Genomic DNA, 14,626 nt, shown 5'->3' on the forward strand with positions numbered 1-14,626 from the left:
AAGAGACAGCGACCGGACCGCCCGCGCCAGGACCGGCCGCGCCGCCGTCGCCGCCACCGTCGCCGCCACCGTCGCCGCCGTCGCCGCCGTCGATCCCGGTGTCACCGCCGTAGCCGACCTGGGTGATCGAACGGAGGGTGGCCACGAGCCCGTCGGAGGCGCCACCGCCGGGGGAGCCCGCCCCGTCCGGGGAGCCCGCTTCCCCGTAGCCCAGCTCCGTCGCGCTGACCAGGCTGGCCGGGACGCCGAGCTCGGCCGGGAACTGGTGGAAGACCAGGATCCGCTCGCATCTGCGCCGCGTGCGGATCTCGAACCCGGAGCGGTAGGACGAGAAGGCGTCGGCCCGCGCCGGCCACGCCCGGGTGGGCAGCGGGCCGGCCGGGCCCCCGTGGTCGTCGCGATCGCCGTGGTCGCCGTAGTCGAAGACGACGAGGAAGCGGAACGCGGCGCGCCAGTGCGGGTCGGCATGGTCGATCAGCGGCGCGGTGAACCGGTCGGCCACCGGCGTGCCGACGGTGTAGGCGATCTCCTTGAGGTACCGCCGGGCCTGCGGACGGCCCGCCCGGTGCGTCTCGTGCGCCGCCGTCGTGTCCACCCCGGCGTCGTCGTCGGCCACATAGCGGTAGTGCACGCGGTTGCCGCGGTCGTCGAAGACGTCCTCGACCAGCCACTCGAACACCCGGCCGGGATCGTCGGGGTCGCTGACCCGGGCCTGCGCGCTCCGGCCGAACACGGTCAGCACGTTCCCCGCGGACAGCACCGACCAGAACGTCTCCCCGCTGCCGGCGACGGCGTGCCGTTCGATCCGGGCGAACGCGCCTTCCGTCCGCGGCCGGAACCGGGCCGGGAACGTCAGCACACCGCTGCCGCCGAACGGGACGGCGGCCGGCGCCGCCGCGGGCACCAGGCCGGCACCGCCGTCCACCGGCACCAGGTCCTCCGCGCCCGCGAGCACGAACCGGTCGTCGTCGAGGTAGCGCGGCAGCCCCTTCTCGGTCCCGCGGGTCACCGACGGCAGGCCGATGTCCCAGCCGAGACCGAACACCGAGTTACCCGCCGCCGACGAGTAGGCCAGCGTGAGCTCGGGACGCAGACCGCCGCGCCCCGGCGGCACCGGCACGGGAACCGAGAATCCCGCCGTGCCGTGCGTCGACACCGGGTTCATCTTCTCGCCCATGGCGCGCAGCGCGCCCCCGCCCCTGGGCAGGGTCAGCTTCAGCGGGTCAACCGGTGGCCCGGGCGGCGCGGCCTGTCGTGACACGGCGGCGGCCGGACCCGTCGTCGTGTCGGTGCTGGCCCGGCTCACCCGGTCGTCCGGCACGTGACGGTCGTCCACCAGCGCCTCCTCAGCGCCTGACCATAACCGGACGCGCGCCTCCCCCACCGCGGCCATGTCGCCAGCGCGACACCGCGGCCACGCCGCCAGCGCGGCACCGCGGCCACGCCGCCAGCGCGGCAGCCCCAGGCAACGGGCGGGCAGCAGGCAGCGCCAGGTAACCGGTGGGCTCCGGGACGGTCAGGCGGGCTGTTCGGCCGGGCTGGCGGGTGTCACGGAGCCGTCGGCGTTCCAGCGGGCTGTCCAGGTCTGGTTCTCGATGGCGATCGCTTCCTCGCAGCCAGTGACGAACACGGTGTCCAGCCGGGCTCGTTCGGCGGCGGAGGTGCCGGCCGGGAGGGGCAGCCGCCACCGGTCACGCAGGAAGCGCAGCCGGCGGGCGGTCTGCTTGTAGGCGCGGGCGTCGTCTTCGTAGCGCGAAGCGGCCGCGTACGAGCCCACCGACGCCCCCACCATGGTGATCACCGGCGCCCAGGCGGTGAGCGCGGCCCCGCCCGTGGCCGCCTCCAGCGCGCCGAGCACCGCCGCGGCGAGGCTCGTGGCCAGCCCGGCCCACTGGAACTGGATGATGTGCCGCTCGGCGGCGGCGGCCTGCGACTCGTAGTAGCCGATCTGGTCGTCGACCCGGTAGGTCACGTAGGCGTCGAGGCTGCCGGCCTCCGGCAGCCGCTGGGACGGCGGGCCGCTGACCAGCGCCGCGGGCGGGTCAATGCCAGCATCCTGTTGGATCTTCTCGCCGTTGTCCAGGAGCTGGCGGGCCCGTTCGGCCGGCGAGCCGTCGTAGGGGCTGACGCCGGCCAGATAGACGGAGATCTCGGCCCTTATGCGTTCGGAGACCGAACGTAACTGTGTCCAGGTCCGGGTGCGCTCGGGGCCGGCGAAGAAACCGGCCACGATCGGCACGCTGGCCAGGGCGGCGGCGGCCAGCCCGGCCAGTACCCGGCCCACGCTCCCGTCGGCCTGCGCGGCGGCGGTCACCAGGACCGTGCCGGCCACGCCCAGCCCGAGGGCGGCCCGCCGGCCCCGGCGGATGCGCTGTTTCGCCTTCGTCGCGGCCACGGACCACCGCTGCTGGGCCGCGATCACACTGTCAGCCCCCGTTGTGCTCATGTCGGTGATTGTGCGCGGTATGCGTCCGGGAGCAACGGGCGGCCCGGAACACGGTGACCCGCTGGGTCAGCCGCTGTCCGCGCCGGGCCCGCTCCCCGGATGCCGGCGGGGCCGACCGGGCCGACGACGCTGGCCGAGCCGTTCAGGTCGACTCGTCGGTCCACGGGGCCAGTGCGCGGGTCACGAACGTGGGTGATGCCGCCGCCCGTTCGTCCAGGGTGCGCAGCATCGGCAGGTAGCTTTTGCCGCCGCCGCCATCGTCCGTGTCGGGTTCCGGGTCGCCGGCCGGCTCGAAGCCGTGACGGGCGTAGAGGCGGACCGCGGCCGTGTTGGTGGGCACGACCCACAGCCGGACGCCGATAGCGCCCACCGTCCGCGCCCAGTCCACGGCGGCGTCGAGGAGGGCGCCGGCCGCGCCCGTGCCGCGTATGGCCGGCGCGACCCACATCGCGGCCAGTTCCCGGAACTCCGGCGCCAGCGACGGCCGATAGACGTCCACCATGCCCATCACGACGCCACCGCCCACGGGAGCGCCGCCGGCCACGGGAGCGCCGCCCGTCGCGGCGTTGGACGACCCGTCGCCCGTCGCGTCGTGATCCGATTCCAGCAGGAACGTGGCGTGCGCGTCGCCCATCGCGTTCCGTGACGCGCGGGCCTGCCAGTCCGCGCCGGGCCGGGCGCTCTCGGCCGCCAGGGTCTGCCAGAAGGATCCGGGCGCGTCGGCCAGCGCCGCCAGGCGGACACCGCGCAACCGCTCGGCATCACCAGGCGCGATACGGCGTACGTGGAATGCCAGACCCACCTCAACAACCACCCTGACGTGTGAAAATACTACATCCCGGACGTATGGGTTTCACACGCGCGGATGTGACACATACGAATACGACATACATAAATGTGACATGTACGAATGTGACATGTACGAATGCGACGAGGCGTGACGCCACCCGCGCCAGGCCCGGGAACCGCGCAACCATCACCATCCGCACGCTACCGGGCGTGACCCTGCCCGGGTCGAGGCGCCCCCGGCGGGCTGTCCGGCGGCCGCGTGCGGGAGGCGCCGGGCAGCATCCCCCGCGGTTCCGGCTGAGGCGTCCGGGCCGCCGGCACGGTGGCCGCGCGCCCGCTATCAGCGAGCCTGCCACCGGCTCTCCCCGGCAACGCCGCGATCACCGCGATCACCGCGATCGCCGCGGCTGGCGTACCTTGTGGCCCGCCGCCACACCCGTACTGACAGAAAGTAACCAATCTGGCCCATACCTCGGACGCGCTCCGCCCGCTCCCGCCGGCAGGGCGGGCGGCCCCTGCGCTCTTTCCATCATGTAAAGGACTCCTAATTACTGGGTGTACAATTCGCTTGCCAAGGTCCACTGGTGGGCAGCGGCGTCCCCGCCGTGACCCGGCGCCGGGGGCGGCCCGCGACGCGCCGGTAGCCACAGATCACGATGACGGGAGACGGCTGTGCCGACGACAGGCGGGGCCCGCACGGTGACGGGACGCGTGAGGCTCCCCGCCGTCGGCGCCGACCGGGCCACGCCGCCCCGGTTACACGGGCCGTGCGCGTGAGGCCGCCGGGTACCCCCGAGGAGCGCCACCCAGGACTCGACGCGAAGATCGTCGCCGCCCTCGACCGGATCGGAGGGGCTCTTCAGGTGCTGGCCCGTCGCGCGGCCGAGGCGCACGACCTCTCCCCCACCCAGCTGCGGGTCCTCGTCCGCCTCCACGCCGGGCCGCCCCCACCGGCCCGGACCAGCGCGTTGGCTCGTGAGCTCGACGTCACCGACCCGACCGTCAGCGACGCCCTGCAGGCCCTGCGCCGCAAGGGCCTCGTCGAACGCGAGCGGGACCCTGACGACCGGCGCCACTACCGGCTCCACCTGACCGCCGACGGCCGGCGGACCGCGCGCGCGGTGTCGCGCTGGACCGCCCCCGTCGAGGCCGCCACGTCACGGATCGACCGCCCGGACGGCGAGCAGCTGCTCGCGGCCCTGCTGGACGTGCTGGAACGCATGCACTCCGAGCATCTGATCAGCGTGACCCGGGCATGTACCACCTGTCACCACTTCGAGCCCGCGGTCCGCCGGGCGAGACCCGCCGTCCATCGATGTACCTTCTTCGACCACCGCCTCGGGCCGTCCGACATCAGGGTCGACTGCCCCGAGCACGTCACCCACGAGGAATTCGCCCGCCGCGCCGCGACGGGCGGCCGCTGACCAGCTCGACACATGTCGCCAGGGCCCCTCCGGGCGCTGCCCATCCGGGGATCTTCCCCTGGAGCCGCCGCACGCCGCCACGGCCCGTCCGGGACGCCGCTTCCGCCCCCTCGAAGCTCCGCCGGGATGTCGATCTCGTGATCGTCGTCCTCTCGCACCTCGAGTGCGCCGAGCACTCCCACCCACACCCGTCCACTCTCGCACGGGCCGACGAGCGGCAGCCCTCGCGCCTGATCCGCTCGTCTGATCCGCCCGCCTGATCCGCCCGTGGGACCGCCGGCCGGGTACGGCGTGTGCCCGTACCCGGCCGGTCCGTGGCCCGGGACCCGGCCCGCGCCGCTCGCTACCAGTCGGAGTTGCTGGCGCCGAGGCCGAGGATCACCTGGTCGAACGAGTTGCCGTCGTTGTCGTCGGTGTACGCGAGGGCCAGCTGGCCCCACGGCGACACGGCCACCGCCATCTGCTCCTGGCGGCCGGTGGTCGCCTGGCTGAGTGACTGTGCCGGCAGCCGGCCGGCGGTGGTGCCGTCCGGGTTGAGGCCACCGGCCCAGACCGCCGGGTCGGCGCCGCCCACCGACCAGCCGACCACGGCGTTGTTCTGGTCGTCGATGCCGGTGGCGGGAGAGCCCGCGCCCGTCCCGGTCGACACCTGCACCTCGGCGTGCCGGCCGGTCCCGTCCGCGGCGAACGACCGGGCCCAGATCCCGGGCGTGCCGGTGTGGTCGGACTCCCACGCGACGACGAAGTCACCGTTGGTGTTCGCGGCGACGGCGGCGTGCCGCTGCTGCCCACCGCCGAGGGTGTTGGCCGAGCGCCGGGAGAGGACCACCGCCCCGTTCGCCTTCGCCAGCCGGGTCAGCCCGATGTTGAAGAAGCCGTTGGCGTCGGTGTCCTCGTCCCACACCACGGTCGCTTCCCCGGATGCGGAGACCGCGACGTCCGGGCTGTGGTGCGATCCGCCGGTGGCGTTCACCGTCACCTCGTACGCCTTCGTGGTCGTACCGGTGAATCCGGCGGCCTTCACCGTCGCCGCGGCCGTGCCCTGGATGTCCTCCCACACCACGGTGAAGGCCACCGCGGTGGTGCTGCCCGGTGCGCCGTCAGGGTCGACGGACACCTTCGGGGCCAGCTGCTGGCCGGCCGAGCTGCCGTTGGCGTAGCCGGAGCCGATGACCGTGCCGGCCGGGGAGACGACCCGGTAGGGAATGTTGTAGACGCCGTTGCCGTCGGGGTCGTCGGCCCACACCACGACCGCGTTGCCGCGGTCGTCCAGCCCCACGTCCGGGCTGACGTGCTTCCAGTTCACACCGGACGTGCCGCCCGCGGACAGTCTGATCTCGTAGCTCGACACGCCGTTACGGAACAGGCGCAGGTAGATCTCGCTGTGTGTGTCGTCGTCGGGGCTGGTGGAGTCCCGGTCGTCCTCCCAGACGACGGCCACGTCGCCGAGGCGGTTCGCGGCCACGGCCGGGGTGTCCTGGTCCCCGGTCGCCACGCTGTTCGCGGTCAGCCAGGCCGACGGCCCCACGGCCACGGCGGACCCGCCCGGCGCGACGAAGGTCGCGGTAACGACCAGCGCCGACAGCGATGAGACGACCGCGGTCCTCGACAGGACAGCCTTCGCCGTCCTCGGTGAGAAGAGCTTCGACGGGACGAATCCTGACGGGACGAACCCGTGCGCACCACGCATCTGAAATCCCTTCACGCGTCGACGAGCCCGGGCTGGCCGTCCTGGATGACGAACGAACGCACGGTGGCCGCGGCCGCCCCGTGCTCGGTCACCGTCGCCACGCTGCGGAAGTCGGCGGCGATGTGGGCGGGGGTGATGGTGGTACGGACGTATCCGCGGCGGTCGGAGTAGAACCTGATGTGCGGGTTGGTGGCGCCGTTGGGGATGGCCGTCGAGCCGGACCCGTTGCCGCCGGAGGAGATCGAGGTGCAGACCAGCTCGGTACCGATCGTCGGCGACGAGGGGCTGGCGTAGTCGGCCTTGAGGTTGCTGGCCCACGAGGAGTGCACGTCCCCGGTGAGCACCACCGGGTTGCGCACCGCCCGGTCGGCCCAGCCCTGCTGGATGCGGGCCCGGGAGGCGCGGTAGCCGTCCCAGGCGTCCATGTTCCCCGCGCCCGAGGCGTCGAACTGGCGCGCGAAGAAGACCTGCTGGCCGACGATGTCCCAGGTGCCGAGGTGCTGGGCGAAGCCGTCGAGCAGCCAGGCCTCCTGGGTGGTGCCGGGCAGGGAGCGGCTGGCCAGGTCGGCGTCCGAGCACACCTTCCAGCCGTCGCCGCACGCCTGGTCGTCACGGAACTGCCGGGTGTCGAGCATGTGGAAGGTGGCCAGCGTGCCCCAGCGCACCCGCCGGTACAGCGGGATGCTGTTCCCGGCCGGCGCCGCCGACGGGCGCAGCGGCATGTTCTCGTAGTAGGCCTGGTAGGCCGCTGTCCGCCGGGCTGTCCACTCGGCGGCTGTCAGCGCCGGGCTGTTGTCGGCCCGGACCATGTTGGCGTAGTTGTTCTCCACCTCGTGGTCGTCCGGCACCACCAGCCATGGCGCGGCCGCGTGCGCCGCCTGCAGGTCGGGGTCGGCCTTGTACTGCGCGTAGCGGCGACGGTAGTCGGCCAACGATACGATCTCGCTGCCCAGGTGCTCCCGCACCGACCCGGTCGTGGTGGCGTCCTCGTAGATGTAGTCGCCGAGGTGCAGGATCAGGTCCGGGCGGTCGTCCGCCATCCGCCGGTACGCCGTGTAGTAACCGGACTCGTAGTGCGCGCACGACGCGAACGCCATCGTCAGGTCCCGTCCCACGGCGGTGAACGCCGGGGCGGTCCGGGTGCGGCCCACCGCCGAGATGTGCCCCTGCGCGCGGAACCGGTAGTAGTACTCGGCGTCGGGCGCGAGCCCGCCGGCGACGACGTGCACCGAGTGCGCCTGCGCGTACTGCGCGGTGACCGAGCCGGACGCGACGAGCGGGGCGAACGCGGGGTTCGCGGACACCTGCCAGTCGACCACGATGTCCGTGTTCGCCATGCCGCCGTGCCCGTCCGCGTTCAGCGGGGACGGGGCCAGCCGGGTCCAGAGCACGACGCTGTCCGGCGCCGGCTCGCCGGAGGCCACGCCGAGGGTGAACGGGTAGGGGATGGTGCTGGCCGCCGCCCGCGCGGCCGGGACCGAGGAGAGCGCCCGTAGCGGGAGGGCGAGCCCCCCGGCCGCAGCGATACCTCCGACGAGGAACGCCCGACGCTGAAACGTCTTCATACAACAAAACACTAATTTATATATATAAATATGTTTATATGCATAGAAAAATGCCGCATGTACAAACACGTACAACCCGGTTGCGCGTCGCGAGCGAGCGGCGGATGGACGACGCCCGCCCGACCACCGCCGGCAATGAACCGGTACGCGCGCTTCCGGTGGGCGCGCGGTGGCGTAGCACCTTGTACGCGGGCCCACACGCCCGCGTTCCGTGCGGATGCCGTCGCGCGCGCCCACGAGACCGAAGATCCGTCCACGACAGCTGAAGATCGTCTCCGATACGTCCCCCTGGGCCTGGCCGGTGACGCGGTGGGTCGCCGGCCCTCCCGAGGCCGTGTCCCTAGCATGGGCTCAAGGCCCATGACGGCTTCGTCCAGGAAGACCGCCGGCCGCCGCACCCAGCGATCTTTTTGGGAGGACCTTGTGCCGGACAGGGCCCTGATCGACGCGGAGAAGCACCGACAGCCGTCACCGGTATGGCCACGCGGCGCCGTACCGGCCCGGTCCGATCTCGGCCGGCTCACGGTCCAGTGCGCGGACCGCCCCGGAATCGTCGCCGCGGTGTCCCAGTTCCTCACCGATCACGAGGCGAACATCGTCGAATCGGACCAGGCGACAACCGGCCCGGTGGGCGGCCAGTTCTTCCTGCGGATGACCTTCCACCGGCCCCACCTGCAGGCCCACCTCGACGACATGACCAAGGACTTCGCGAAAGCGCTGGTCGAGAAGTTCGAGGTGACCGAGTGGTCCCTCTGTGACGCGTCCACCCCGAAGCGTGTAGCGATCATGGTTTCGAAGCACGACCACTGCCTGCTGGACCTGCTCTGGCGTGCCCGGCGAGGCGAACTGCCGGTCGACATCGGTCTGGTCGTCTCCAACCACGCCGACCTCGCGAGCGGGGTGCGGACGTTCGGCGTGCCGTTCGTCCACACCCCGGTGACCCGCGACACGAAGCCGGAGGCCGAGGCCAGGCAGCTGCAGCTGCTGCGGGGCAACTTCGACCTCGTCGTGCTCGCCCGCTACATGCAGATCCTCTCGGCCGGCTTCCTCGACAGCGTCGGCTGCCCGGTCATCAACATCCACCATTCCTTCCTGCCCGCGTTCGCCGGTGCGGGCCCCTACGAACGGGCCAAGGAACGCGGTGTGAAGCTCATCGGCGCGACCGCGCACTACGCGACCGAGGAGCTCGACGAAGGCCCGATCATCGAGCAGGACGTCGTGCGGGTCCGGCACAGCGACGACATCGCGGCTCTCAAGCGGCGCGGCGCCGACGTCGAACGGCTGGTGCTGAGCCGGGCGGTGCTCTGGCACTGCGAGGACAGGGTCCTGCGCCACGGCAACTCCACCGTGGTCTTCTCCTGACCGTGCGGCCCTCGCGGGACCAAGGGAGCCAGCGCGGCTCGTCGCCTGGCGGTATGTCAGCTGGTAAACTTCTTAGTAAACTCATCGGCATGGTCACCATGACGACGATGAAGCTCCCGGTCGATGTACGCGATCGGCTGATGGCGCTGGCCACCAGCCACGGCCGTACCCTGGGCGCGGAGCTGTCCGCCCTCGTCGAGGAAGCGGAGGAAGGCCACTGGTGGCATAACGCCAAGCAGTCCGCCGCCCGGCTTCAGGCCGACCCCGAGCAGTGGGAGGACTATCTGCGCGAGGCCGGCGACTGGGACGTCACCGCGTCCGACGGCCTGGGCAGTGGCGCCCCTGAGTGGCCGGAATACGCCGAGGAGCAGGCGTGACGCCAGGCGAGGTGCTCCTCGTCGATCTCGATCCGGTCGCCGGGAACGAACAGGGCGGCCTACGTCCCGTTGTGGTGATCTCCAACACCGGCTACGACCAGCTCGTCGCGGGCCGGCTCCTGGTGGTGTGCCCGATCACGAGCCGGGATCGCGCGCTCCCCCATCACGTGCCCGTGACCCGTGCTCCGACCCATCGGCTCAACCGTCCGTCCTGGGTGATGTGCGAACAGCCCAGGACCATCTCGTCCCGCCGCGTCAGCCGAAGTCTCGGCACGTTGGCACCCACCGACATCGATCATGTTGCCGTCGTCGTACGCCGGCTGCTCCATCACAGATAGCGCAAGGCCACGCCCACATCCACGCCCACATCCACGCCCACATCCACGCCCACATCCAGGTCCACATCCAGGTCCACGTCCAGTCAGCTGGTGCACGGAGACGCACCGCTCCCGTTCACGCTCCTGTTCAGGAGGCGGCGAAACGGCGCATCATCGGGGCAGCAGCGTGGTCGCGGGGCCAGCCCGATAGAGGGCGGCGGGACGTCCGTTGGGCGTGGGCCGCTTGCGCCCGGTCGGCTCGATGAACCCGGCGGCGTCGGTGACCTTGCGGTGGAAGTTCGGCCTGTCCAGCTCGGCCCCCCAGACCACCTCGTACACCTCACGTAGCTCACCGATGGTGAAATCATCATGACAGAAGGCGGTGGCGATCGTCCGGAACCGCAGCTCGTCCCTGGCCAGCTCCACCGCGTCACGCAGAATGTCGTCGTGGTCGAAGGCCAGCCCCACCTGCCGCGCCTCCGAGACGGCCAGCCACGTCGCCGCCCGCGTGTCCGAACCCGCGGTCGGTAGCGGCAGGTTGGGCGCGATGGCCAGGTAGGCGCATGTGATCACTCGCGGGATGCGCGGCTCGCGGTCGGGCGCGGTCGTCCTCGTCGATTTCGTCGGGAGGGTCGGGCGGATGTGACGGACGGCGCTAGGATCACGCGTCGTACAGGGATATTGGGGGATTCGGCATGATGAACGGTGGACGCCGTGGTCGGCGCATGACAGCTCCCACATCGTGATTGGCACATCGTGATCATCAACGAGGCGCAGGTCGCCGCGGCGCTGCCCGCCTACGAGCTCGGCGAGATCCTCGGCCGGGGGGCCTTCGGGCTGGTGGTCAAGGGCCGGCACCGCGAGCTGGACCGCCCGGTGGCCATCAAGATCCTGCCCGCGGGCACCGACGAGGCCGCGGCGAGCAGCCGGGCCGAGGCGCGCCTGCTCGCCGCCCTCGACCATCCGCACGTGGTGCGGGTCTACGACTCCATCCCCGCCGGCGACCTCCATCTGATCGTCATGGAGCTGCTCGGCGGCGGCACCCTGACCCGCCGCCGGGCCGGCATACCGCCCGAGGCCGCCTGCGCGGTCGGGCTGGCGGTGGCCGCGGCGCTGGGCAGCGCGCACCAGCGGGGCGTCCTGCACCGCGACATCAAACCCGACAACATCCTGTTCGACGCCGCCGGGCTGCTGAAGGTCACCGACTTCGGCATCGCGAAACTGGTGGAAGGGTCCGCGACCACCGCCAGCGCGATCGTCGGCACCCCCCGGTACATGGCCCCCGAGCAGCTCCTCGCCAGGCGGCTGAGCCCGGCCACCGACCTGTACGCCCTGGGCGTGATGCTCTACGAGCTGCTGGGCGGCGCGCCGCCGTTCGACCCCGCCCTGCCGCCGACCGTGCTCGCCCAGCACCACATCTACACCGTTCCCGCCTCGCCGGCCGGCGTGCCCGCGCCGGTAGCCGCGGTGATCATGCGGGCGCTGGCCAAGGACCCGGCCACCCGCCAGCCGTCCGCCCACGCCTTCGCCCTGGAGCTGGCCCGCGCCGCCGCCGTGTACGGCCCGGGCTGGACCGCCCGCGCCGGCATCACCCTCCGCCTGGACGACGACCTGCGGGCCGCCGTCCAGCAGCCGGCCGCCGCGCGGCCGCCGTTCCCGAGCGGCCAGGCCCGCCCGGGCGTCGCGCCGACCGCCAACATCGGCCAGCCGCCCGCCCCGCCCTTCCTCCCGCCCGGCCCTCCCGGCCGCGGAGCCGAGATGCCGTTCCCGGGATATCCGCCTCCGCTCGGCGGCGGCGCGCAGCGTGTCCCGCCGCCTCCACCGGCCGCGTACAGGCCCCCGCCGGCCCCGTACTCCGCGCCGGCTCCGTACGCGGCTCCGCCGGGCTCGTACGCGGCTCCGCCGGGCTCGTACGCGGCTCCGCCGGGCTCGTACCCGCCGGTGGCCCCCGGTGGCCCGGGCGGCAGCGGGCCACGGGGGCAACAGCCCGGCGGCGGATATCCACAGCCACCTGGTTACGGGAACCCCTACGGCTACGGCCCTCAGCCACCAGCCCCGTACGGCGCCCCCGTACGGTCGTACTACGCCGGTTGGGGCGCCCGGGTCGGGGGCACCCTCATCGACCTGCTGATCGTCTGGGGTGTCTCCGCGGTCCCGGCCGCCGCCGCACCTTCCTCCTCGGCCGACGGAATCAGCGGTCTCATCTTTTTCGCGTCCATAATCATTATGTGCTGTCTCGAGGGCGTCACCGGTCAGACGCCGGGTAAACGCATCGCGCGTATCAGGCTGGTCCGCGAACTCGACAGCCGGCCGCTCGGCTTCGGCCGCGCGTTCGTCCGCCGGCTGTGCCACTTCCTGGACGCCCTGCCGTTCTACGTGGGCTTCCTGTGGCCGCTCTGGGATGCCAAAAAGCAGACCTTCGCCGACAAGATCATGAAGTCGGTCGTCGTCAGGGCCAGATGACCCGCGGCTCCCCACGCTCGCGGGTGCCGGTGTGCCCGGGGCGGCCGGCCACACGGGACGATGTGCTCATGACGGAGCGATTCGAGTACAAGGTGGTCGAACTGCGGGAGGGGCTGATCGGCGGCAAGATGTCCGGCGACCGACTGGAGAAGATCCTCAACGAGCACGCGAAACAGGGGTGGCAGCTCAAGGCGATCACCGCGACGGAGGTCAAGGGGCGCATCGGCCCCGGCGGCGTCGACGGCGTCCTCGTGACCTTTGAACGACGCGTCGGCTAGAATACCGATCACGTTCCGGAGACGGGTGGTTGCGAATGGTATCCGCGCCACGTGTCCGGCCGAGGGCCGCGCGTCCGGGCTGGGTCGGTACGCCGGGTCCCGTGAGAGCTTCGCCGGGCCTCCGCGGAATGTGGGCGCCACGGAAACCCGTTCAAGCATCGGACTCGCCCGCGCCCACAGGCGCATCCACCTGGCCTGGACCGCCTGGGCCGGTATCGGGCCTGTGGAGCGGGACCATCGGAGCATGAGAGGAGACCGTGCGTGACGTCGACGCAGGATACGGCCCGGGTGGCGCGGGCCCTGGGACGGCCGTTCACAGTCGGTGATCTGACGGTGGCGAACCGGGTCGTCATGGCGCCCATGACCCGCCAGTTCTCCCCGGATGGCGTGCCCGGCGACGACGTCGCGGCCTACTACGCCCGCCGGGCGGCCAGTGACGTAGGGCTGATCATCACCGAGGGCGCCTACGTCAACCATGCCTCGGCCGGCAGCAGCGAGCGGGTCCCCCGGTTCCACGGCGCGGCCCAGCTCGCCGGCTGGGCGCGGGTGGCGGAGGCGGTGCACCAGGCCGGCGGCCGGATCATCCCGCAGCTGTGGCACGTCGGCGCGACCCGTGCCGCGGGCGCCCCGCCCGTCCCCGGCGCCCCGCCGGTCAGTCCGTCCGGCCTGGCGCTGGATGGGACGCCCACCGGCCGCGCGATGACCCAGGCGGACCTCGACGACGTGGTGCGGGCCTTCGCCGGCGCGGCGGCGGACGCCGAACGCCTCGGCTTCGACGGCATCGAGCTGCACGGCGCCCACGGCTATCTCATCGACCAGTTCCTCTGGGACACCACCAACCGGCGCGACGACGCCTACGGCGGGGACATCGTCTCCCGGGCCAGGTTCGCCGCGGAGATCGTGGCGGCCTGCCGCCGCGCGGTGTCACCGGGCTTCCCGGTCTTCTTCCGCCTGTCCCAGTGGAAGTCCGGGAACTACGACGCCAGGCTCGCGCAGCGCCCCGAGGATCTCGACCGTCTGCTGGCCCCGCTGGTCGACGCCGGCGTGGACGTCTTCCACGCGTCGACACGCCGGTACTGGCAGCCGGAGTTCACCGGTTCACAGCTCAATCTGGCCGGCTGGGTCAAGAAGCTCACCGGCAGGCCCACTGTGACGGTCGGCTCGGTCGGTCTGGACACCGAGTTCGGGCAGGTCTCCATCCCGGACAGCCGGTCCGGTGTCGACACCATCGACGCCCTGCTGGAACGGTTCGAGCGGGACGAGTTCGATCTCGTCGCGGTCGGCCGCGCCCTGCTGGCCGACCCCGAATGGGCCACGAAAATCCTGAACGGACGCGTCGAGACGCTGACCCCCTTCCACAACGACGCGTTCAAGACGCTGCGGTGAGGACAGCGCCGCCGGCCGCTCGCGTATGCGCCTATCCACGGTGTTCGCCTATCCACGGTGTTCGCGTGTTCGCGTGTTCGCGTGCGCCGGCGGCGGATCGTCCGGGCACCGGGGAAATCATCCGGATCAGGCCGCGCGAACCGGTCAGCCCGTGTAGACAGCCCCGGTTCCACCGACGCCGACGCCCGCGGGCTCAGCGGTGCCAGCTCACTCTTTCTCATGCGCGTCTTCCAGCGTGAGAGAAAACGGATCCGACCGCTTCCGCGGTCTTCGCGGGGCCGTCCGGAAAACACCACGAACCGACCGGAAAAACGGTCATGCGCCCTCCCGGAGGCGGTCAGCCGCGTCCTGAGCGTGTTTCCTCCGCCGCAAGCATTCCCTCACGAGGAGCAACCGGCCGGCTACTGTCGCCACGCGAACAGCGACATGTCGGCCGCGGAACCACGCGTACCGGTCCTGCCCCAGCCCAGGACGGCTTTCCGCCCGGCCGCGTCCCGGCCCGTTCTCCCGCATCAGGTCATGAGCACTC

Annotated in this window: 14 protein-coding genes; 8 read left to right on the forward strand and 6 right to left on the reverse strand. The window is 72.0% G+C overall.

The genetic code is table 11. From position 1 onward, the window contains the following. From NBX02_RS17205 to NBX02_RS17215, 3 genes are all read right to left on the reverse strand, one after another. Window positions 1–1,336: SpvB/TcaC N-terminal domain-containing protein (locus NBX02_RS17205; RefSeq protein WP_445548499.1), on the reverse strand; the 1,336-nt coding region annotated here is incomplete at its 3' end. 180 nt (window positions 1,337–1,516) lie between these two features. Beyond that, on the reverse strand, window positions 1,517–2,446 hold the full coding sequence (locus tag NBX02_RS17210) for a DUF4231 domain-containing protein (RefSeq protein WP_250285779.1): 930 nt from the start codon (window positions 2,444–2,446) through the stop codon (window positions 1,517–1,519). Between the two features lie 142 nt (window positions 2,447–2,588). Next, window positions 2,589–3,248: a GNAT family N-acetyltransferase gene (locus NBX02_RS17215; RefSeq protein ID WP_250285778.1), complete on the reverse strand. Its 660-nt coding sequence runs from the start codon at window positions 3,246–3,248 to the stop codon at window positions 2,589–2,591. Window positions 3,249–4,008: 760 nt separating this feature from the next. Here NBX02_RS17215 and NBX02_RS17220 point away from each other — a divergent pair. After that, window positions 4,009–4,659 carry a MarR family winged helix-turn-helix transcriptional regulator gene (locus NBX02_RS17220; protein ID WP_250292209.1) on the forward strand — a complete coding sequence of 217 codons (651 nt, stop codon included), beginning with the start codon at window positions 4,009–4,011 and terminating at the stop codon, window positions 4,657–4,659. Window positions 4,660–4,796: 137 nt separating this feature from the next. Next, complete coding sequence (locus NBX02_RS23315; protein WP_445548500.1) at window positions 4,797–4,919, forward strand: hypothetical protein; 123 nt, start codon at window positions 4,797–4,799, stop codon at window positions 4,917–4,919. Window positions 4,920–5,002: 83 nt separating this feature from the next. On the opposite strand, the gene NBX02_RS17225 is transcribed toward NBX02_RS23315, so the two are convergent. Further along, the gene (locus tag NBX02_RS17225) at window positions 5,003–6,349 is read right to left on the reverse strand and encodes a hypothetical protein (protein WP_250285776.1); all 1,347 of its coding nucleotides are present in this window, start codon (window positions 6,347–6,349) and stop codon (window positions 5,003–5,005) included. An 11-nt stretch (window positions 6,350–6,360) separates the two neighbouring features. Then, window positions 6,361–7,914 (reverse strand): alkaline phosphatase D family protein, encoded by a 1,554-nt coding sequence (locus NBX02_RS17230; protein ID WP_250285775.1) that lies wholly within the window; start codon window positions 7,912–7,914, stop codon window positions 6,361–6,363. Window positions 7,915–8,337: 423 nt separating this feature from the next. On the opposite strand from NBX02_RS17230, the gene purU reads away from it, so the two are divergent. The 3 genes from purU (at window position 8,338) to NBX02_RS17245 (ending at window position 9,991) form a co-directional block, all read left to right on the forward strand. Next, window positions 8,338–9,276 (forward strand): formyltetrahydrofolate deformylase, encoded by a 939-nt coding sequence (purU, locus tag NBX02_RS17235; protein ID WP_250292211.1) that lies wholly within the window; start codon window positions 8,338–8,340, stop codon window positions 9,274–9,276. Between the two features lie 98 nt (window positions 9,277–9,374). Further along, complete coding sequence (locus tag NBX02_RS17240; protein WP_250285773.1) at window positions 9,375–9,653, forward strand: hypothetical protein; 279 nt, start codon at window positions 9,375–9,377, stop codon at window positions 9,651–9,653. Continuing rightward, entirely contained in the window at window positions 9,650–9,991 is a 342-nt protein-coding gene (locus tag NBX02_RS17245) for a type II toxin-antitoxin system PemK/MazF family toxin (RefSeq protein ID WP_250292213.1), read from the forward strand. The genes NBX02_RS17240 and NBX02_RS17245 overlap by 4 nt, the downstream gene beginning before the upstream one ends. Window positions 9,992–10,141: 150 nt before the next feature. On the opposite strand, the gene NBX02_RS17250 is transcribed toward NBX02_RS17245, so the two are convergent. Next, complete coding sequence (locus NBX02_RS17250) at window positions 10,142–10,543, reverse strand: NrtR DNA-binding winged helix domain-containing protein (protein WP_250292214.1); 402 nt, start codon at window positions 10,541–10,543, stop codon at window positions 10,142–10,144. Window positions 10,544–10,726: 183 nt separating this feature from the next. Between NBX02_RS17250 and NBX02_RS17255 the strand changes: the two genes are divergently transcribed. The 3 genes from NBX02_RS17255 (at window position 10,727) to NBX02_RS17265 (ending at window position 14,097) form a co-directional block, all read left to right on the forward strand. After that, window positions 10,727–12,433, forward strand: a complete 1,707-nt coding sequence (locus NBX02_RS17255) for a protein kinase domain-containing protein (protein WP_250292217.1) — start codon at window positions 10,727–10,729, stop codon at window positions 12,431–12,433. Between the two features lie 68 nt (window positions 12,434–12,501). After that, window positions 12,502–12,711 carry a DUF4177 domain-containing protein gene (locus tag NBX02_RS17260; RefSeq protein ID WP_250292218.1) on the forward strand — a complete coding sequence of 70 codons (210 nt, stop codon included), beginning with the start codon at window positions 12,502–12,504 and terminating at the stop codon, window positions 12,709–12,711. Window positions 12,712–12,972: 261 nt separating this feature from the next. Next, window positions 12,973–14,097: an NADH:flavin oxidoreductase gene (locus tag NBX02_RS17265; protein ID WP_250292222.1), complete on the forward strand. Its 1,125-nt coding sequence runs from the start codon at window positions 12,973–12,975 to the stop codon at window positions 14,095–14,097. Window positions 14,098–14,626: the final 529 nt, after the last annotated feature.

The sequence above is a fragment of the Protofrankia sp. CiP1_Cm_nod1 genome (assembly GCF_920888515.1).
GTDB lineage: Bacteria > Actinomycetota > Actinomycetes > Frankiales > Frankiaceae > Protofrankia.